Annotated in this window: 16 protein-coding genes; 9 read left to right on the top strand and 7 right to left on the bottom strand. The window is 59.1% G+C overall.

Annotation, left to right across the window (positions count from 1 at the left end):
- The first annotated feature begins 53 nt into the window (after positions 1 to 53).
- From HU730_RS00235 to fabB, 5 genes are all read left to right on the top strand, one after another.
- On the top strand, positions 54 to 2,174 hold the full coding sequence (locus tag HU730_RS00235; RefSeq protein WP_186526670.1) for a TonB-dependent receptor: 2,121 nt from the start codon (positions 54 to 56) through the stop codon (positions 2,172 to 2,174).
- A 1-nt stretch (position 2,175) separates the two neighbouring features.
- Entirely contained in the window at positions 2,176 to 3,105 is a 930-nt protein-coding gene (locus HU730_RS00230; protein WP_034127204.1) for an ABC transporter substrate binding protein, read from the top strand.
- Positions 3,102 to 5,003 carry an ATP-binding protein gene (locus HU730_RS00225; protein ID WP_186526669.1) on the top strand — a complete coding sequence of 634 codons (1,902 nt, stop codon included), beginning with the start codon at positions 3,102 to 3,104 and terminating at the stop codon, positions 5,001 to 5,003. Before HU730_RS00230 ends, HU730_RS00225 begins: the two co-directional genes overlap by 4 nt.
- Before the next feature lie 249 nt (positions 5,004 to 5,252).
- On the top strand, positions 5,253 to 5,768 hold the full coding sequence (gene fabA / locus HU730_RS00220) for a 3-hydroxyacyl-[acyl-carrier-protein] dehydratase FabA (protein ID WP_003190035.1): 516 nt from the start codon (positions 5,253 to 5,255) through the stop codon (positions 5,766 to 5,768).
- Between the two features lie 11 nt (positions 5,769 to 5,779).
- Positions 5,780 to 7,000, top strand: a complete 1,221-nt coding sequence (gene fabB / locus HU730_RS00215) for a beta-ketoacyl-ACP synthase I (RefSeq protein WP_003190033.1) — start codon at positions 5,780 to 5,782, stop codon at positions 6,998 to 7,000.
- 186 nt (positions 7,001 to 7,186) lie between these two features.
- Here the strand turns inward: fabB and HU730_RS00210 are convergent, their stop codons facing one another.
- Together HU730_RS00210 and HU730_RS00205 are read right to left on the bottom strand one after the other, a co-directional pair.
- The gene (locus tag HU730_RS00210) at positions 7,187 to 8,812 is read right to left on the bottom strand and encodes a methyl-accepting chemotaxis protein (RefSeq protein ID WP_060772677.1); all 1,626 of its coding nucleotides are present in this window, start codon (positions 8,810 to 8,812) and stop codon (positions 7,187 to 7,189) included.
- 96 nt (positions 8,813 to 8,908) lie between these two features.
- Positions 8,909 to 9,931, bottom strand: coding sequence for an amidohydrolase family protein (locus HU730_RS00205; protein ID WP_186526668.1), 1,023 nt, complete (start codon positions 9,929 to 9,931; stop codon positions 8,909 to 8,911).
- Between the two features lie 139 nt (positions 9,932 to 10,070).
- Between HU730_RS00205 and HU730_RS00200 the strand changes: the two genes are divergently transcribed.
- Positions 10,071 to 10,487, top strand: a complete 417-nt coding sequence (locus tag HU730_RS00200) for an OsmC family protein (protein WP_034127200.1) — start codon at positions 10,071 to 10,073, stop codon at positions 10,485 to 10,487.
- 62 nt (positions 10,488 to 10,549) lie between these two features.
- The gene (locus tag HU730_RS00195) at positions 10,550 to 11,416 is read left to right on the top strand and encodes a pirin family protein (RefSeq protein WP_186526667.1); all 867 of its coding nucleotides are present in this window, start codon (positions 10,550 to 10,552) and stop codon (positions 11,414 to 11,416) included.
- Between the two features lie 98 nt (positions 11,417 to 11,514).
- On the opposite strand, the gene HU730_RS00190 is transcribed toward HU730_RS00195, so the two are convergent.
- The 4 genes from HU730_RS00190 to HU730_RS00175 all read right to left on the bottom strand — a co-directional run bounded on the left by HU730_RS00190 (position 11,515) and on the right by HU730_RS00175 (position 15,363).
- The gene (locus HU730_RS00190; protein ID WP_186526666.1) at positions 11,515 to 12,243 is read right to left on the bottom strand and encodes a dienelactone hydrolase family protein; all 729 of its coding nucleotides are present in this window, start codon (positions 12,241 to 12,243) and stop codon (positions 11,515 to 11,517) included.
- A gap of 200 nt (positions 12,244 to 12,443) precedes the next feature.
- Positions 12,444 to 14,348, bottom strand: coding sequence for a molecular chaperone HtpG (gene htpG, locus HU730_RS00185; protein ID WP_014717738.1), 1,905 nt, complete (start codon positions 14,346 to 14,348; stop codon positions 12,444 to 12,446).
- Between the two features lie 89 nt (positions 14,349 to 14,437).
- On the bottom strand, positions 14,438 to 14,890 hold the full coding sequence (locus HU730_RS00180) for a PaaI family thioesterase (RefSeq protein WP_186526665.1): 453 nt from the start codon (positions 14,888 to 14,890) through the stop codon (positions 14,438 to 14,440).
- A complete protein-coding gene (locus tag HU730_RS00175) occupies positions 14,887 to 15,363 on the bottom strand; it encodes a PaaI family thioesterase (RefSeq protein WP_014717736.1) in 477 nt (158 codons plus the stop codon). Before HU730_RS00175 ends, HU730_RS00180 begins: the two co-directional genes overlap by 4 nt.
- Positions 15,364 to 15,520: 157 nt before the next feature.
- Between HU730_RS00175 and HU730_RS00170 the strand changes: the two genes are divergently transcribed.
- Positions 15,521 to 15,778: a hypothetical protein gene (locus HU730_RS00170; RefSeq protein ID WP_034127196.1), complete on the top strand. Its 258-nt coding sequence runs from the start codon at positions 15,521 to 15,523 to the stop codon at positions 15,776 to 15,778.
- Positions 15,779 to 15,862: 84 nt separating this feature from the next.
- Here HU730_RS00170 and HU730_RS00165 read toward each other — a convergent pair whose 3' ends face one another.
- A complete protein-coding gene (locus HU730_RS00165) occupies positions 15,863 to 16,603 on the bottom strand; it encodes a DUF599 family protein (protein ID WP_034127195.1) in 741 nt (246 codons plus the stop codon).
- Positions 16,604 to 16,819: 216 nt separating this feature from the next.
- On the opposite strand from HU730_RS00165, the gene HU730_RS00160 reads away from it, so the two are divergent.
- Complete coding sequence (locus HU730_RS00160; RefSeq protein ID WP_186526664.1) at positions 16,820 to 20,581, top strand: DUF6543 domain-containing protein; 3,762 nt, start codon at positions 16,820 to 16,822, stop codon at positions 20,579 to 20,581.
- Positions 20,582 to 20,584 lie beyond the last annotated feature (3 nt).

The following is a 20,584-nucleotide window of genomic DNA, read 5'->3' as shown; positions in this document are numbered from 1 at the left end:
CAGCCGCACCTCGGTTAACATGGGCGGCTATCCGCAATTAACAAGGCCGTGCCGTGTATCTGGGCCCTCCTCCTCGCTCATCATTGTTGTTGGTGCTGTTGTGCGCTACCTGCTCGCAGGCCGACGATCTGTTCCTCGACAGCCAGCCGCTGCCGCAGGTCTTGACCGCCACGCGTCTCAAGCAATCGGCCGCCGCCGTGCCCGGCAGCATGACGGTGATCGACAGTGAGCTGATCAAGGCCAGCGGTGCCCGGGACATCTCGGAACTGCTGCGGCTGGTCCCGGGGATGATGGTCGGCTACACCAGCGGCAACCAGGCGTCGGTGAATTACCATGGCACCAGCGCCAGTGACGCACGGCGCATGCAGGTGCTGATCGACGGTCGCTCGGTCTACCGCGCCGGCCTGGCCACGGTGGATTGGAGCGATATCCCAGTGGCCATGGAGGACATCGAGCGCATCGAGGTCTTTCGCGGCCCCAACACCGTCAGCTACGGTGCCAATGCGCTGATGGCGGTGGTGAATATCCTCACCCGCTCGCCAGCCAACAGCCACGGCTCGCGGGTAAAGGTCATCCGTGGCGAGCGTGGCATCAATGACTTCTATGCCAGCCAGGGTGTGGGCTGGGAGACCGGCGATTTGCGCTTGTCTCTGTCCGGGCAACAGGACGATGGTTTTGACAGCGACGCGGTCGGCGCCGACCGCCGTGACGGGCGTCGTCTCAACCGTTTCAGCCTGGCGGTGAGCCAGGCCTTGAACGCGCAACAAAGTCTCGATTGGCAACTGGACGTCAAGGAAGGCACCAACCAGCGCCCTTATACCTACACCCCGGTGTTTGCCGGAATTACCGAAGGCGGCACCAATTCCGATGTCACCGCCAAGGACTACGCAGGCTCCCTGCGCTGGAACTTCGACTTCAACCCCGACCACAGCCTGTATATCCAGGGCTCGGCACAGCAATGGGACCGCAAGCAAATCTGGAAAGCCTGTGACGCCAAGGCCTCGTTCAGCCCTGAACTGACCCAGTTATGGCAGCTCAACCCCAACTATGCCGAATTGCTGGCACGGCACATGGACACCTACAGCCAAGGCTCCGCCCCACCGGGTAACGCCGCCGAACAGGCCTTGGCCAACCAGGTGCTGGACCAGTGGCGCAACGGTGCCAACCAAAGCGTGTGCGGCGATATCGACCAAAGCACCCGCGAAAGCCGCTACGACGTGGAGATCCAGGACACGCTCAGCCTCTCCGACAGCCTGCGCCTGGTCAGCGGTATGAATTACCGCTATGACCGCGCCGACTCCGAAACCTACTTCAATGGCACCCTGGACGACACCACCTGGCGCCTGTTCGGCCACCTGGAATGGCGCGCCAGCGAGCACTGGCTGCTGCAAGGTGGCGCCATGTACGAAGACACCCACCTGAGCGGCAACTCGCTCACGCCGCGTGTGGCGGTCAATTACCTGATCAATCCTCGCCACGGCTTGCGCGCGGTGTACTCCGAGGCAATCCGCTCGCCGGACATGTTCGAGAACAACGTCAATTGGAGCTACCGCGTCACCAATCTCAGCTCCCCGACCTACGGGCAAAACGCCGGTCAATATTTTGTCGTGACGCGCGGCCCTGGCAACCTCGACAAAGAGTTGATGCGTTCGCGCGAACTGGGCTACAACGGCTTCTTTGCCGAGCTGGGGCTGAATGTCGACGTGAAGCTGTTCTATGACGAAATCACCGACATGATCAGCTCGCCGCTGCGCAACAACCAATACATCGCCAGCAACGCCAACAGCTCGCGTTTTAGCGGTGCCGAGTCGCAGTTCGACTGGCGCGTGAGTGACGCCGACCGCCTGCGCCTGACCTATGCTTATGTAGACGCCACCTCCAGCAACCCGCTGGACAAAGCGCAAACCGCGCGTAACAGTGGCTCGGCCGGTTGGCTGCGTGAGTGGGGCCAGGGTTGGTCCAGCGCCTTGTTCTACTATGGCGACGACGCACTCAACCAATATCGCTTCCAGCGGGTCGACCTGCGGGTGGCCAAGCGCATTGCCGTAGGCAAAGCCAATGTGGAGCTGGCGGGCATGTTGCAGCAACGCCTGGATGACCAGCCCACCACCTGGGCCGACAACAACTACGACCATCGCCACGTTCTCTACTTCAGCGCCGAGCTGGACTTCTGACATGGCCGACCAGTCACGGATGACCCTCTTGTTGGTTTCACGGTTTTGGCGCCGCGGCCTGCTGCTCGTCTGCCTGTTGCTGACAGCGCCGGCGTGGAGTGCCGACATTCTGCTGACGGCCGCCGAAGACAGCGCCGGCGTGCGCGCCTTTACCCAGGCCCTTGCCCAACAACGCCCCGAAGACCAGGTCAGCTTCACGCCACTCAAGCAGTTGCCAGCGCCCAGTCACCTGCCTGCCAGCACACGCCTGATTCTCCTTGACCTGCCGGGTCTGGACTGGCGCCTGCAGGATGCTCAGGGGCCACCAACCCTGGTGCTGCGCATCAGCCGCCTGCAGGCCCGACAACGCCTGGGCAACTCCCACCCGGCAAAAATCAGTCTGCTATGGAGCGACCCGCCGCTGGAACGTCAGCTGCGCCTGATCGCCAATATCCTGCCCCAGGCCCGGCGCGTCGGCGTGCTGTACGGGGTCGATAGCGAATTCCTGCTGCGCGAACTGATCCAGTTCGCCAAACCCATGGGCCTGGAAATCATGCCCCAGCCCTGGGACAACACCAGCGACAGTCGCCCGCTGCAAACCCTGTTCAAAAACAGCGACGTGCTACTGGGCCTCGACGATCCGCAGCTGTACAACCCCAAGACCGTAAAAAACCTGTTGCTGAGCAGCTACGCCCAACAACTGCCATTGGTGGGGCCCAATGCTGGGTTCGTGCGGGCCGGCAGCCTGGCCAGCACCTACAGCGATCAATCCGACTGGCTCGCGGTACTGGACCGACTGCTGGACCAGCCGCCGGCCAGTTGGCCCAGCACGCTCTACCCGCAGTACTTCAAAGTCGTGGGCAACCCACAAGTCGCGCGCTCACTGGGCATCGAACAGGTCGATGAAATCGCCGTTGCCGCCCGCCTGGCCGAAGGAGAACAACGCCCATGACCTTGCGCCGTCGTTGGGATATCAACACCCGCACCCAGCTCATTACCTTGGGCCCCGCGCTGCTGTTGACCCTGCTGCTCATCACCTTCTTCACCTTCGTGCGCATTCAGGACTTGCGCCAGGAGCTGGACCACACCGGTCAATTGATCGCCAACCAGCTGGCGCCTGCCACTGAGTACGGCGTGATTTCCGGCAACAACGATGTGCTTGAAACCCTGCTGCGTGCGACCTTGGCCACACCCCATGTGCGCTTCCTGGAGATCCAGGACAGCGCCGAGAACATTTTGGTGTATGTGGAGCAGCCGTCCGAGCGGCATGACCGTTCGCTGTCGGTGAAGGTGTTCCAGGCACCGATCCGCCTGCAACACATCCAGCTCAACAATGACTTTTTCCAGGACAACCTCAGCGAACCCAAGGCACCCCGCGCGGACTACCTGGGGCGGGTGATTGTGGGCATGTCCAACGACGCTTTCAGCCAGCGCCAGCAGGAAATCCTGTTCAAGGCAGGGGTCCTGGCGCTGTTTGCCCTGCTGTTTACCTTCCTGCTGGCGCGACGCTTGTCGGCCAGCCTGTCACAGCCGATCAGCGCCATGGGGCACGCGGTCAAGGCCATCCAGCAAGGCGATTACAAGACGCCACTGCCCATCGTCGATGACTCGGAATTGGGCGACCTCTCGCGGCATATCAACAACCTGGCCGAGGGCCTTCAACAGGCCAGTCGCGAACAGCAACAAGCCATGGCGCAGTTGATCCAGACCCGTGAAGAAGCCGAGCGGGCGAACAACGCCAAGTCAGATTTCCTGGCGATGATGAGCCACGAACTGCGCACGCCCATGAATGGCGTGCTGGGCATGCTGCAACTGCTGGAAACCACGGAGATGACCGAGGAGCAGACTGAGTACGCGGCGCTGGCTTGCGAGTCCACCGAGCATTTGCTCAAGGTGATCAATGACATCCTCGATTTCTCACGCATTGAACGCGCCGCCCTGGAACTGGAACATATTCCGTTCAGCCTGGCCGATCTGATCAACAGCTGCGCCCAGGCTTTCCAGCACAGCGCCCAGCAGCGCGGGCTGAGCCTGGAACTGCCCATTCCCATGGGCATGGAGGCTCTGCGTGTGCGCGGCGACCCGACGCGGATCCGCCAGATTCTGGTGAACCTGATCGGCAATGCATTGAAATTTACCGAACATGGCAGCGTGACCGTGGAGCCCCACTGGCAAACCCTGGACCATGAGTTGGTGTGGTTCACCTGCACCGTACGCGACAGCGGTATCGGTATTTCCGCCGAACGCCTGGATTTGATGTTCGATGCCTTCCAGCAGGCAGACAGCTCCATTTCCAGGCGTTACGGTGGCACGGGCCTGGGCCTGCCGATTGCGCGCAACCTGGCCGAACGTATGGGTGGCACCTTGCGCGCCCAGAGCGAAGAAGGTCGAGGTTCAGTGTTCACCTTGGAGATTCCGCTGGCCATTGACCAGCAGCATGCCCCGGTCACCGCACCTGACGCGCTTGGCAAAGCCAGCGCCGGCGATGGGCGCCACGTGCTGTTGGTAGAGGACAACCCGGTCAACCGCACCGTGGTCGAAGCGATGCTGCGCAGCCTGGGTTTTGAAGTCAGCCTGGCCACGGACGGCGCCGAGGCGATCCGCAGCGCCGAGAGCCTGATTTTCACCGCTATCCTGATGGATTGTCGCCTGCCCTTGATCGACGGCTACGAAGCCACACGGCAGATTCGCCAACTGCCCGGTTGCGCCGATCTGCCGATCATCGCCCTGACGGCCAACGCCTTGCAGGGCGATCGCGAAGCCTGCCTGGCAGCCGGAATGAACGATTACCTGGCCAAGCCGTTCAAACGCACGGATTTGCAGCAAATCCTGCAGCGCTGGGTGCAATAGCGCCGCGCCATCAGCCAACTGCGACTGGCGTGAAAGACGAAAGTGCGGCAGTCTTAGGCACCCGAACGGGCTGATAAACAGGCCCGGTTTAAAATTTCAGTGAACAAGTGTACATTCAGTGCCTTGCCGCTGTGACTTTCACTACAACGCAATAGTCTATGTGTAGGCTGCCGCTATGAGGCATGAACGCTTCATTCGGTTCGGGAAGATTTGCCCTACCCTGCCGCATGGGATTATTGAGGAGCTCGCATGACCAAACAAAACGCCTTTACTCGGGAAGACCTGCTGCGCTGCAGTCGCGGTGAGCTGTTCGGCCCAGGTAACGCGCAACTGCCCGCCCCGAACATGCTGATGGTGGATCGCATCACCCATATCAGCGAAGAGGGTGGCAAGTACGGCAAAGGTGAATTGGTCGCCGAGCTGGATATCACCCCTGACCTGTGGTTCTTCGCTTGCCACTTCGAAGGCGACCCTGTGATGCCAGGTTGCCTGGGCCTTGACGCCATGTGGCAACTGGTCGGCTTCTACCTGGGCTGGCAAGGCCTGCCGGGCCGTGGTCGCGCCCTGGGTTCGGGCGAAGTGAAGTTCTTTGGCCAGGTACTGCCGAGCGCCAAGAAAGTCACCTACAACATTCAAATCAAGCGCGTCCTCAAGGGCAAGCTGAACCTGGCCATCGCCGACGGTTCGGTGACTGTCGACGGTCGCGAGATCTATACTGCCGAAGGCCTTCGGGTCGGCGTATTCACTTCCACTGACAACTTTTAAGGGTTATCCGCATGCGCCGCGTCGTTATCACTGGTCTGGGCATCGTTTCTTGCCTGGGCAATGACAAAGAGACCGTCACCGCTAACCTGCGTGCAAGTCGCCCTGGCATCCGCTTCAACCCGGAATATGCCGAAATGGGTCTGCGTAGCCAGGTTTCCGGCTCCATTGACCTGCCCCTCGAAGAACTGATCGATCGCAAGATCTATCGCTTCGTCGGCCACGCTGCCGCCTACGCCTACCTGGCCATGAAAGACGCGATCGCCGACTCCGGCCTGAGCGAAGACCAGGTTTCGAACGTACGCACCGGCCTGATCGCCGGCTCCGGCGGCGCATCGACCCTCAACCAAATGGAAGCGCTGGACATCCTGCGCGAAAAAGGCGTGAAGCGCGTCGGCCCTTATCGTGTCACGCGGACCATGGGCAGCACCGTTTCCGCCTGCCTGGCTACGCCATTCCAGATCAAGGGTGTGAACTACTCGATCTCCTCCGCATGCGCCACCAGCGCCCACTGCATCGGGACTGCCGTTGAGCAGATCCAACTGGGCAAGCAGGACATCGTATTTGCCGGCGGCGGTGAAGAAGAGCATTGGAGCCAGTCGTTCCTGTTCGACGCCATGGGCGCATTGTCCACCCAGTACAACGAAACCCCAGAAAAAGCCTCCCGCGCTTACGACGCCAAGCGTGACGGTTTCGTCATCGCCGGCGGTGGTGGCATGGTGGTGGTCGAGGAGCTGGAACACGCCCTGGCCCGTGGCGCGAAGATCTACGCGGAAATCGTTGGCTACGGCGCGACGTCCGACGGCTACGACATGGTTGCGCCAAGCGGTGAGGGCGCCATCCGCTGCATGCAGATGGCAATGTCCACCGTCGACACCCCAATCGACTACCTGAACACCCACGGCACCTCGACCCCGGTCGGCGATGCCAAGGAAATGGAAGGCGTGCGTGCGGTATTTGGCGACAAGGCTCCGAAAATCAGCTCCACCAAGAGCCTGTCGGGTCACTCCTTGGGCGCCGCTGGCGTTCACGAAGCGATCTATTGCCTGCTGATGATGGAAGGCAACTTCATGGCCGGCTCGGCCAACATCGACGAGATTGATCCGGTTGTGGCCGATATGCCAATCCTGACCAAGACCGTTGAAAACGCCAAGATCGACACCGTGATGAGCAACAGCTTTGGCTTCGGTGGCACCAATGCCACCTTGGTACTCAAGCGCTGGCAGGGTAAGTAAGCCCGCAGGTTGATCACACGAAAAAGCCCCGACTGGTTCGGGGCTTTTTTTTGCGCTTTGATTTGAAACCGCGTCGCCTTCATCGCAGGCAAGCCAGCTCCCATGTTCGACCGCGTTCATCCTGAAGGAATACGGCCCAGTGTGGGAGCTGGCTTGCCTGCGATTGGGCCAACCCGGTTCCCCGCCCTACACCGAAAACCGCGCCACCATCGAATTCAGATCCACCGCCAACCGCGACAACTCCTGGCTCGCTGCACTGGTCTGATTGGCCCCGGTCGATGTCTGGTGCGCCAGGTCGCGGATATTCATCAAGTTACGATCCACCTCCCGCGCCACCGCCGCCTGCTGCTCCGAGGCACTGGCGATTACCAGGTTGCGTTCGTTGATCAAGGTGAATGCCGAGGCAATCTCTTCCAGGGCCATGCCCGCCGATTTGGCGATATCCAGTGTGGAGCGCGCCCGAGTATTGCTCTGCTGCATCGAGCTGACAGCCTGGTCGGTGCCCTGCTGAATCCCGCTGATCATCTGCTCGATTTCCTGGGTCGACTGTTGCGTGCGATGGGCCAAGGCCCGCACTTCATCGGCTACCACCGCAAACCCGCGCCCGGCATCCCCCGCTCGCGCCGCTTCAATCGCCGCGTTCAGTGCCAGCAAGTTGGTTTGCTCGGCAATCGAGCGAATCACATCCAGCACTGTGCTGATGCCATAGACCTTTTGCGCCAGCGCTTCGACCTGGGTCACATTGGCGGTCACATCGGTCGCGAGGGCTTCAATCGACACCACCGTCTGCTGCACCTGCTCACGCCCTTGCTGGGCAATCCGGTCGGATTCGCGAGACGCCTGGGAAGTGGCCACGGCATTGCTCGCCACCTCCTCCACCGCCACCGTCATCTGATTGACTGCCGTGGCCGCCTGTTCGATTTCCTGGTTCTGCTGGTGCAAACCACGGGTCGCATCCTCGGTGACGCAACTGAGCTCTTCGGAAGCCGACGCCAATTGGTTCGACGATTCTGATATGCGCCGGATAGTGTCGCGCAAGCTCTCCTGCATGCGCTTGAGCGCCTGTTGCAAGCGCGCCGGCTCGTCGCTGCCACTGAGCCTGATGTCGCCCGTCAAGTCGCCACTGGCAACGCCCTGGGCCACTTTCAACGACTGTGCCAGCGGCAGCACGATGCTGCGTGTCAGCCACACCGCCAGGCCAATCGTGACCAACGCCGTGACGCCAATCATGGTCATCACCCAGACCCGCGACTGGCTGAACACCTGCTGTGCCAGCCGGGCGGCCTCGTTGGCGCTGGACTTGTTCAGATTGACCAACTCACGCAGCGTCACGGCCATCTGGTCAGCCATCTGATTCATTTCGCCATTGACCACCGCAATGGCCTCCTCCAGCCGATTGGCCTTGGATAAGCCCACCACCTGCTCCTGGCGTTGCAGGTACTGCTGCTCCTCGACCTTGAAGCGATCAAACAGCACGCGCTCCTCAGGCAAGACGATCAATGCCTCGTACACGCCTTCAGCGTGGTGCAAACCGGTTTTGATCTCGGCAATTTTCTGCTCGTTCTGCGCCACCGCCTGGGGGTCGCGGTTGACCAACAAGCGCAACGTCAGCGCCCGAATGCGCAACACATCCTGGTTCATCTCCCCCACCGCCATCACGCTGGGCAGCCAGTTGGTCTCCACCTGGTCCGACTGCTGGCGCATATTGGCCATCTGCAACAGGGCAAAGCCGCCCAAGACGAACACCATCAACGCCAGCACACCAAAGCCCAGGCCGGCGCGAGGGGCGATATTCAAACTGCGGATATTCATGCCAGGGTTCCTTCCAAAAGTACTGCATCCACCTGCAGCGGGTCTCTTGGACGTTATCGGCACCTCAGGTCATTGGCGTAAGATCAAAACGCGATATCAAGGCGCGTCGCCATCGCCATGCGGCTTGGGCAGGATGGCGAGGAAGTTGTCGCGCGCAACCTTGTGGGCAACGTCTTCGGGCAACGCATCGAGGAAAGGATCGAAACGGCGCATCTCCTTGCCCAACTTATTGAAGCGCCCCACAACATCGGAGCCGAGCATGAAGCGATCCGGGAAGCGCTCCACCAGCGCAACCCATTGCGACCGTGGCTTGCCGGCGTCATCCAGCAGATAGGGCGTGAGCATGCTCCAGGACAGGTCGATATACAGGTTGGGGTACGCCTCAAGCAGGCGCGTCAGGGTAGGCAACAAAAAGTCCATCTGCACCTGATGACGGTGAATTTCCTTGCTGGTACCCGCATGGGCCCAGATAAAACGCGTGTGCGGGTGATTGCGTAACGGCTGTTCGACTTCCGCCAGGTACAGCGGGTTGCGCTCACGTTTGGAGGTGATGTTGGAGTGCAGCATCACCGGCAGGTCGTTTTCGGCCGCCAGGTGATAGATGCGCGTCATGGCTTCGTTATTGGCGCGCGGGGTGTCACCGGAGGTCAGGGCGGTAAGGTCATCGTGCCGGGTGAACACTTCACCGATGCCCTGCCACAGCCCTGGGTTGAGGTCGAGCATACGCTGGATGTGGGCGGCGGAGTTTTTGTCGTTGGGATTGAAACCGGCGAGGAAGGGATGAAAGTGCTGGCGTTGCTCGGGGGAAAGTTTATTGACCGCCGCCGCGACGACCACATCCGTGGCGCTGTACCAATAGGCATCGGCGTCGTCACCGGCGTAATAGCGCGGGCGCTTGGGCTCGTCTTCGTGCCATTTCTTGGCCACGGGAATCCCGGAAATCATGACGTGCTCAATGCGGTTGTCCGCCATGGCCTTGAGCAGCTTGTCCATGCCGGCGGTTTCCTGGAAAAAATCCACGTAGTGCAGGTGCGCGTCGCTGTAGGCATAGTCACGGGCCTGCGCGACAAGGCTGCTGGCGGCGAGCAACAAGGCAAGACTCAGGCGGGCTCCAGACACGGTAAAACCTCAATAAGGGTTGAAACGGGTAGACCTTGCGCCAGCCTTCAGGGTTCAGCATGGAAAAAACCGGAACACTGGGGTGCCAGCATGCTCTATAACTGCATGACCTTCATCCTGCGCCCTTATGAGGTTTGCCATGCCTGTTACCGTTAATACGCTGAACGCTGAAAACTTCCGTCACAGCGTGAATATCAATAATCACGAGCTGTTTACCGACCTGCCCAAGAGCCTGGGCGGTGACGATTCGGCGCCCTCCCCCCACGATTATTTCGATGCTGCGCTGGCGTCGTGCAAAGCCTTGACCGTAAGGCTCTACGCGCAGAAAAAAGATATCCCGCTGACCGGCGTGACCGTGGAGGTCACTCACGACAGCGACGAAGAGCAAAAGGGTAAATACAAACTCAACGTCAAGCTGACCCTCAAGGGCGTACTCACCGACGCCCAGCGCGATGAACTGCATCGCGTGGCCGATAAGTGCCCGGTACATAAGCTGATGACCACCGCCGAAGTCACTATCGAGACGAAATTGTCGGAAGGCGCCTTCAGCCAATAGCCCCAACTTCCCATCGAGCGGGTTATGCTCAAAGCATCCAACCCGCTCAGACTGGGATGCCCATGACCACCCTCACCGTGATTCGCCCTCGCCTCGAAGATGTAGAAGGCCAGCCTATCCTGCGGCCCCTGCCCTCGCGTGAATGCCGCAGCGTCGGTCCCTTTGTATTTTTCGACCATATGCTGCCGACCCGCTACGCACCGGGTAACGGCATGAATATCCGCCAGCATCCCCACATCGGCCTGTCCACCCTCACCTACCTGTTTGAAGGCACCTTGCAGCACAAGGACAGCCTTGGCTCGGACCAGGTGGTGCAAGCCGGCGATGTCAGCTGGATGACCGCCGGCAGCGCGATTGCCCACGTCGAGCGCACACCTGAAGCGGTCAAGGCCAGGGGTTTCAACCTGCATGGCCTGCAGGTGTGGCTGGCCTCGCCCAAGGACCACGAGACCGGGCCCGGACACTACAGCCACCACCCAGCCGCAAGCTTGCCGATGAGCGATAACCTCGGCGTGCAGGTGCGTTTGATCGCCGGTGATGGCTTTTGCCTCAGATCACCGGTGCCGGTGCTGTCGCCGACGCTGTATGCCGAGGTACAGATGCAAACCGCCACCACCCTGTTGATTCCTGATGAACATGAGGAACGCGCGGTGTATGTGCTGGAGGGTGAGGTGCAATTGGACGGTGAAGCCCTGGAGGTCAACAGCTTGGTGGTATTGCCGACTGGGCAGGAGATGACTCTGTATGCCGAGAGTGATTGCCACCTGATGGTATTTGGCGGGGCACCGCTGGATGGGCCACGGCGGATCAACTGGAATTTTGTGGCGAGCGACCCGGCTGTGATCGAGCAGGCGAGACAGCGTTGGGCGGCTGGGGATTGGCCCACTGTGCCGGGGGAGTCAGAAAGAATCGAGTTGCCTGTTAGATAGCATTCGCGAGCAAGCCCGCTCCCACATTTCGATCTGTGAACGCACTCAAATGTGGGAGCGGGCTTGCTCGCGAAGAGGCCCGAACAGGCGCCGAAGCATCAGCCCTTGAACACTTCATCCAACAAGTTATGCATCGACTGGAAAGCCCGTGCGGCGGTCTTGGCGTCGTACATCATCTTGCCCGGCACATTGGCATGGGGGTCGGTGAAGGAATGCACCGCGCCGCCGTAGCTGAGCAACTGCCAATCCACACCCGCCGCGTTCATTTCATCTTCGAACGCTGGCAGTTGCTCTTTGGGCACCAACGGGTCCGAGGCGCCATGCAGCACCAGCACTGAACCCTTAATGTTCTTCGCGTCTGCGGGGTTCGGTGTATCCAGAGTGCCATGGAACGACACGGCAGCCTTCAGCGGCGCGCCGGTACGGGCCAGTTCCAGGGCGCAGCAACCGCCAAAGCAGAAGCCGAAGGTGGCCAGTTTGGACGTGTCCACCGCGGCTTCAACCTGGCCTTGCAGTTGCTCGAAGGCGGCTTGCATGCGCTTGTTCAGCAACGGGCGATCATTCTTCAACGGCATCATCGCCGCGCCCGCTTCATCGCCATTTGAAGGACGTACGTTTTGCCCGTAGAGGTCGGCAATCAGCACCACGTAGCCTTTGCCGGCAACGGCCTTCGCAATCTCTTCGGCCCCCGCACTCACGCCCATCCAGTTCGGCGCCATCAGCAGTCCCGGCAACGGGCCCTTGTGGCTGGCATCGAATGCCAGACGGCTTTCATAAGACTGGCCATCAATCTGATAGACCACGGAACGTACAGTGACTTGGCTCATCATTTTCTCCAATTCAGATGGATTGACGATGCTCCCTGTAGGAGCGAGGGGGACGCCTAGTTCTTGCTCGCGAAAAACGTGAGATCACCGCGCTCATTCAGCATTTGCGCGTTATCGTTGACGTTCTTCGCGAGCAAGCTCGCTCCTACAGTAGAGCCAGAACGAAAAAACCCGCCGAAGCGGGTTTTTCTACAACGGTGTTAAACCGACAATTCAACCAACAGCTTGTTCAGTCGGCGCACATACGCGGCCGGGTCCTTCAAGCTGTCGCCGGCTGCCAGGGCGGCCTGGTCGAAGAGGATGTGCGACAGGTCGCCAAACCGCTCTTCGCTCTGCTCGCCATCGAGTTTCTCGATCAGCGGGTGAGACGGATTGAATTCGAAGATGGGCTTGGAATCCGGCACTTTCTGGCCGCTGGCTTCGAGGATCTGGCGCATCTGCATACCCAGGTCCTGCTCGCCGATAGCCAGGATCGCCGGGGAATCGGTCAGGCGGTGGGAAACCCGCACTTCACTCACCGCTTCGCCCAGGGAAGCCTTGATGCGCTCAACCAGGCCCTCTTTGGACTTGGCGACTTCTTCGGCTTCTTTCTTCTCTTCTTCGGAGTCCAGGTTACCCAGGTCCAGGTCACCACGGGCCACGTCGACGAAGGTTTTGCCGTCGAACTCGGTGAGGTAGCTCATCAGCCACTCATCGATACGGTCGGTCAGCAGCAGCACTTCGATGCCTTTCTTGCGGAAGACTTCCAGGTGCGGGCTGTTCTTGACCTGGGCGTAGGTTTCGCCGGTCAGGTAGTAGATCTTGTCCTGACCTTCCTTGGCACGTGCCAGGTAGTCAGCCAGGGACACAACCTGCTCGCCGTCTTCGCCTTGAGTCGAGGCAAAACGCAGCAAACCGGCGATTTTTTCCTTGTTGGCAAAATCTTCCGCCGGGCCTTCTTTCATGACCTGGCCGAAGTTTTTCCAGAAGCTCTTGTATTGCTCAGGCTCGTTCTTCGCCAGCTTTTCCAGCATGTCGAGTACGCGCTTGGTCAGCGCCGACTTCATGGAGTCGATGATCGGGTCTTTCTGCAGGATTTCCCGCGACACGTTCAGCGACAGGTCGTTGGAGTCGACCACACCTTTGATAAAGCGCAGGTACAGCGGCAGGAAGGATTCCGCCTGGTCCATTACGAACACGCGCTGCACGTACAGCTTCAGGCCTTTTGGCGCCTCGCGCTGGTACAGGTCGAACGGAGCACGGGCCGGTACGTAGAGCAGCGAGCTGTATTCGAGCTTGCCTTCAACCTTGTTGTGGCTCCAGCTCAGCGGGTTCTCGTAGTCGTGCCCGATGTGCTTGTAGAACTCCTGGTATTCCTCGTCCTTGATCTCGGTACGCGGACGGGTCCACAGGGCGCTGGCGCGGTTGACGGTTTCCCACTCCACCGCAGGGGCTTCTTCGCCTTCGGCAACGGTCTGTTCCTTGGGCAACTCGATCGGCAACGCGATGTGGTCGGAGTACTTCTTGATGATGTTGCGCAGACGCCAGCCATCGGCGAATTCGTCTTCACCGGCTTTCAGGTGCAGCACGATGCGCGTGCCACGGTCAGCCTTGTCGATAGTGGCGATTTCAAATTCGCCCTCGCCCTTGGAAGCCCAGTGCACGCCCTCGCTGGCGTCAAGGCCGGCGCGGCGGCTGAATACTTCAACCTTGTCGGCGACGATGAAGGCCGAATAGAAGCCCACACCGAATTGGCCGATCAGGTGAGAGTCTTTTTTCTGGTCGCCCGACAGGTTCTTCATGAAATCTGCGGTGCCGGACTTGGCGATGGTCCCCAGGTGGGTGATCGCATCGTCACGGCTCATGCCGATACCGTTGTCTTCGAGGGTGACGGTCTTGGCGTCTTTGTCGTAGCTCACACGGATTTTGAGTTCCGCGCCGCCTTCCAGCAACTCGGGCTTGGACAGGGCTTCGAAACGTAATTTATCGACAGCGTCAGAGGCGTTCGAGATCAATTCGCGAAGGAAAATTTCCTTGTTGGAATACAGCGAATGGATCATGAGGTGCAGCAGTTGCTTCACCTCGGTCTGGAAGCCCAGGGTTTCCTTTTGAGTTTCCACACTCATGGTCATCAAACTCCAATTGGATGGCAGTGGCCGCGCCCTTGAGGGTTGGCGGCGGGTTGTCATCAAAGTTGGGGACTAAGCCCAGGATTTCAAGGGCGGACCAATTCCTCAATTTTGAAATGTGCCCGGGCAGTGGCAATCGGTTCGGCCGGCGTGCTCTGCCAAGCGGTAATCGCCACGTTGGCCACGCGCCGGCCCTGGCGCCATACCTGACACTTGGCATAGGTGTCCCGAAACTGGCCGGCGCGCAGGTAATCCAGGGAGAAGTCGATGATTTTCGGCAGGCCCGGAGCGCCAGTGAACACCAGCAGGTGCATGGCGGCTGCCAGCTCCATGAAGCCGGCGATCACCCCGCCATGCAACGCTGGCAATATGGGGTTACCAATATTGTCCTTGCTGGCCGGCAGGCGAAACAGCAACTCATCCCCCAGGCGGGTGCATTCGATGCCGATCAGCCTGGCATAGGGCACCAGCTCGAGCAGCGCATCGTAGTCGCCACGATCGAGGGCTTGCTCCAGGCGCGTCTTGAACCGATGCGTCATGCCTGTTCTCCCTTGATGACAGTGCCCAAGCCTTGAGTCCCTTTGAGGCGCTTGCCCATGCGCATGAACGTGCCTACCACATGGGCGATAGGTTGTTGCGGGTCATCCTGATAGGCAACGCCACGGGTGAAGATCACGTCGGTGGTGACCCGGTAGCATTGCGCGAAGCCATACACCGGCTTATGGGGTTCGGCGGGATGCATGTAGTCGATACGCAGGTCCAGGGTGGGGCACACCTCGAACTCGGGCAATACGCACAGGGTCGCCATGCCGCAAGCGGTGTCCATCAAGGAGGTCAGCGCGCCGCCGTGGATCACCCCGGTCAGGGGATCACCGACAATATGCGGCCCATAAGGCAGTACGAGGGTCATGCCCTCCTCGCTGGCTTCATGCACCGCCACACCCAGCACCTGGCAATGGCGCAGGGCCGAAACGAAGCGCACGGCACGCTCCAACAAAGGGTTTACGGTCATTGTTTTTAGACTCTTATTAGTGTGAATTCGGCGGATTGGAATGACTGGGTAAAGTTCCTGTACGAAACATGCTATATATCTGTGGGACATAAGGAACTAATGCTGGCCCCTTGGGTTCGAAAGGCCAGTAGATATCTTCAATAAGGAGAAACACCCCATGCGTAAGACATTAGCTATTTCCATGATGCTGGCCGCTGCTCTCGGTCTGGCTGCCTGCGACAAGAAATCCGAAGACAAAGCCCAAGACGCTGCTGCACATGCTGAGCAAGCTCAGCAAGATATGGCTAAAGCACAGGATAAAGTGAACGACGCTGCGAAAGAAAACGCCGAAGCTGCCAAAGCTCAGGCCGAATCGAACGAAGCTGCTGCAAAAGAAGCTGCGCCTGCCGCACCTGCAGAACCTGCCAAGCAGTAATCGCAGGGTTTGAAGCTGTATTGCAGCAAAAAGAAAGCCCGCTGACTAAGCGGGCTTTTCTTTGTCTGCGATTTACTGCCAGCGCTACGATGCGCCCTCTTTTACAGCGTCGACTGCTGGCATATCGGTCGGGGTATACACCATCACCTGCAATACATCGGAATGGAACTCGCGGCGGTACAGCACCAGCACCACCCCGCTGCTCATCAACATGAACAACCAGGGGCTGACAAACCAGGCCAGCATGGTCATGCCGAAGTAATACGCACGCAGGCCAAAGTTGAACTGGTTGGCCGCCATCGAAATCACCCGCGCCGCCCGCAAGGCAAATGCATTGCGCTCCTGCTCCGACACATGTCGTTCACCAATCATCGGCGCCGAGCCCACCAGCACCGCCGCGAAGTTGTACTGGCGCATGCACCAGCTGAAAGTAAAAAACGCATAGACAAATACCAGGGCCAGGCACAGCAACTTGACCTCCGACATGCCCTGGGACGCCTGCTGCACCATCGGAATGTCTGCCAGCAACGACACCGCCCGCTCCGAAGCACCGAGCACGGTCAGGATACCCGCAAGGATGATCAAGGTACTGGAGGCAAAGAACGAGGCATTACGCTCCAGGTTGCCGATCACGCTGGCATCGGCGATGCGGTTATCGCGCAACAGCATGCGGCGCATCCAGTCTTCACGGTACAGGTGCAACACGCTGGCCAGGCAGGCCGTATCTCGAGCTTTCCAGGTGGCATAACGGGTATAGCCGCCCCAGCAGAGAATGAACCACAGTGCGGCAAGCAGGTGGACTTGATTGGTTTCGACGAACGACATGCGGGTCCTTCTAAATGTGAGCCCGGTGAGTTGTGCAACAAATATCAAAACCCCGGCCGTACTACCTGTCTTTCATGAGAATTCCTGTTTCCAGATGTACATGAGTTCGGCCTTGGAACCAATAGGACGCCTCCACTCACTTAGTTGGCCCCAGGGCACGAAGCCTTGATCATTTCTCAGGCGGAAGGAACTGCATATCTATCCTTAGGATGTTAAATGCGCTCAACGTCTCTCTCTGTCAGCCAAACACCTGCGCCGCAAGCGATCCAGCTGTCCGTGGGCACAGCCTCTGAATCGACAACGCAACACCCGCCTTTATCGCATCACCCTCAGCCCAAGCCGTTGGGACTAGACCCGGATGATCGGATCAAAATCCAAGTAGCCGGCATAAAGCCAGTCGTTGCCAATGATACAGGGCCGAACGCAGTCGCCGCGCAATCCCAATTGATTGAGCAGCATCAGGCGTACAACCAGAAAATTATTGATTTACTCAGTCAGCAGATGACATTCCAACGCTTCACCCAGGCTCAGTTGAAAAAAGCCTTTCCCCAGCTCACATCAATCGACCCGAACATTATCCACGTCAACACCTATCGAAAACAGCCGCCGGCAGAGCCCGTGCTGATTTCTACGCAAAGCTTATCGGAGGCATTGCTCGAAAAAGTCGCGCAAGTCCACATAAACGCCGTCACTGGCACGCCCAACACTGAAGAGCACAGTGCCGACATACAAACGGGCTTTTACATTGACGGACCTGCGGGTGCTCCCCAAACCAGGCTGGAGCATCAGGGTTCCCTGCTGACGCTTGCATACGATATCGCAACCCGCTTTTCAGGCGCGCTCAGTAGCTACTGGAAAAGATCACCCGTAGGCTCTTCCAAGCAGCCATCACGTTCAGCCCAACTGCTCGCCCTGCATCGGCAAATGCTTTCCACCGAGGCAGCCCTGCGGGTTGAAGACGGAACCCTCAGCGAGGCTGGCAAAAAGTTGATCGACACCGCCTTTCAGTACCCCACCCTTGAAGCACGCGAGCGCGAACTTCCCGCAGGGGATCGGCCTGGGGTGTATCCGATCCGGATAGATGACAACTCCGCCAACGGCGCATTTTTAGCCGGTTGTTTTCTTATCACTCGCAGCGACGGCTCGTCGGCCGAGGCACCTTACGCCGCAAGTGACACCCGTAATATCGGGCTGGATGACACCACCGGGCCTGTAGTGCTTTATACCCCCGGGGACGGTTTCGAGGAGTTCGCGAGCCCTGGCAAAGCCCGCGAAGCATTGATGCAGAGAATCGATAATGATGACGAGAAGGCCAACCTGCTACTCAAAAGTCTACCGGTGTCGGTAGAGCACAGTCGAAACCCTCCGTGGGGTGATGATTTAATGCTGGGGTTCGCCCCCGTCTGCGGCGACGTCGTGGCACAAACCTTTCCCCAGTTGTTGCAGCGACAGGCTGACGAGGTCAATGAAACCATGCGGGCCGGGTTCGCCCAAGCGCAAGCCGAAGCTGGCTCCTCTCGCACACCGTCGTTGCTCTCTGCCCAAACTGTCGAAACCATCAATGATGCAGCGGATCTTTCACTGCATTTCGATGGCAGTAATGCCCTGCTCGCACGCAATGAACAACTGCACAACAAACTGCAGCCACAATGGCTTAAAGAACTGACTCCCCAACAAGAAACGAGCTATAGGGAGCTGGAGGAAGCACAGGATACAAGCCTTACGCACTTGCAAGCGCTATTGGCAAACATCCCGGCCCCCAACATTTTCGCCAAACAGTTGCTGGCCCAGGCGTTGAAAGCCAAGCTGCCGGACCGCTACCAGCACGAGGAAATAGACCCTGACCACGTGATGGTTCAGATGACCACACAGCAGTCGAGCAATCGCGGCCTTTTAGGTTCCGCAAACGCGCCAAAGCCGCAGATCCACACCCGATCGCTTACCGACCTGACGCTCATGAACACAACGCCATGGCATGAAAGCTCGCCGACGAGCACCTGGGCCGCTCGCGTCGTAAGTGCCAATGGAAAATACCTGCTGACCCTGGATAAGCCGTTTCTCGAGGACCTGATCAGCCAAACCGATGTGGGCGGCAAATACCTCAAACTACTGGATGACACACTCAGCCCCACTGCCACCTCCGACGAAGCCAGGGTGCTGCCCGACGCGTGGAAAAACCATCTGAAGGCAAGGATGGCCAAGGACGCGTTCATCACCAGCCTGGATCCCGACGCCTATCTGAACAGGCAAAAAATCGCCGAACAATGGATCGAAGCGACACTTGAGCATAGCGACTCCACCACCTGGCCAATCGTGAATGGTGCGTCCATCGTCTCGCATAGAGTGGTCCTGAACGGCAAACCCGTCCAGGGCATGATGGTCATCAAACCGACCAACCACCCCTCGCTGGTGCTGTACAGCCCGGATGCTCCCGACGGACGTCCTTTCAGAGAAATTGTGGACGAGGATCAACTTAACGCGCTGCTGAACACGTCCGAGTGGATGTCCTACATGGATCAGCGGGTATCACCTGTTGATCGATACGATATTCACGACACCCTGTTTTTGCCTCAGCTCGGCACGTGGCTCAAGAAATTCGCGGCCGACCATGAAGCGGGCATCCGGCTGAAGCCGTTCAAAGGTAGCATCACTGAAAACCTGTACATGCAGGAGGTGGGGTTACTCAGAGGGAGAGCGTCGGTTGGGATGACAACCAGCGCAGAGATATCGGCCCGATCCACAGCCAACAAATTAATGTTCGCCGCAGACATAGCCCAATTCGTTCTAAGCCTCATCCCGGTCAACGCTGGTATGTCAGCCACCAACAGGCTCTCCAAGGCTGCGCTAAGAACGTTGCGTACACCCGGACAAAGCCTGCCCAAGCTCCTCACCCAACCGGGACGCTGGGGGGCGGTGTACAACGACTTCGCCATGGCTGCGTCGGGTATCCCTTTACTCAAAAGGACCCCGTTGCGCCCAGTGTTCAGAACCCCTGGGCGCACGCTCCAACAGCGACTGACAATCACGGCAGGTACAAACGGTACGCCAAGCGGTCACGTCGTACCGGTTCCGGGTACGTCGATATCGGCCGGCCGCCCCTCAAGCATCCCGACTCAATTGCCGAACCCGGCCCACCCTGTACAGAACCGTGGGGACCTCGCCGCGTACGCACTGGATAATCAGCTACTGGCAGGAAAACCGCTCAGCGCCACCGGGCCACAACAAGTCGGTGAAAAATGGTTGATCCGTTACGCCGATAACTCAGACGTGAGCAGGGTCTATCAAATAAGCCCAGCGTTCAAATTCGAATCAGGATTTGTAAACGTTATAAACCCCGAGACAAAGCGTCGGGTGGCTACGCTTTTGAACAAAGGGAACGGCGAATGGGTGCTAACCGGTTTGCCGGGAGGCGCCAAACTACCTCAAACGCTAGCCCCCCTACCGCAGCCTCATTCTGCCTCCTCGGCGGAAAACCTAGTGCCTGCAAGCAGCTCCTCCACCTCCGGCAGTTCGCGAATAGAGCCGCCCATTCGAAAACCACTTGCAGTGCTGGTCAATACCAGGGCTCGTGACCTGAACGCCGAGCTGCATCTGGCCGGAGCGGCATTGAACCCCCGAGCGGCCCGAGCGGAACTGGTTCGCATCACAAAGCCGGATGACCTGAAGGTTGTATTGAAACCCGATACAGTCAGCAAGTTCGTCTTCACTCAAGACAACCAACTGATCATCGGTACTATCGACAAAAGTGCACCGCCAAAATGGTTATCACATCCTGCCATCGCGGAAATCGGTGCTGGCAGTGGCCAATCAGAAAAGGTAGTCAGCGCAGGCTATATAAGGAAAGACGCCTTCGGGAAATTCCACCTTTCCGATGTCTCTGGACACTATCTACCCAAAAAAAGCGATTTAAGGCCCGCCCAGGAATATTTGAGGAACATGGGAGTGGATTCGACAAAGAGCAAGTTCCCGATACCCTGAAAC

Origin of the sequence: Pseudomonas sp. SWRI22, assembly GCF_014268395.2 — a bacterium.
GTDB lineage: Bacteria > Pseudomonadota > Gammaproteobacteria > Pseudomonadales > Pseudomonadaceae > Aquipseudomonas > Aquipseudomonas paracarnis.
This window is presented reverse-complemented; position numbering and strand designations above follow the sequence as displayed.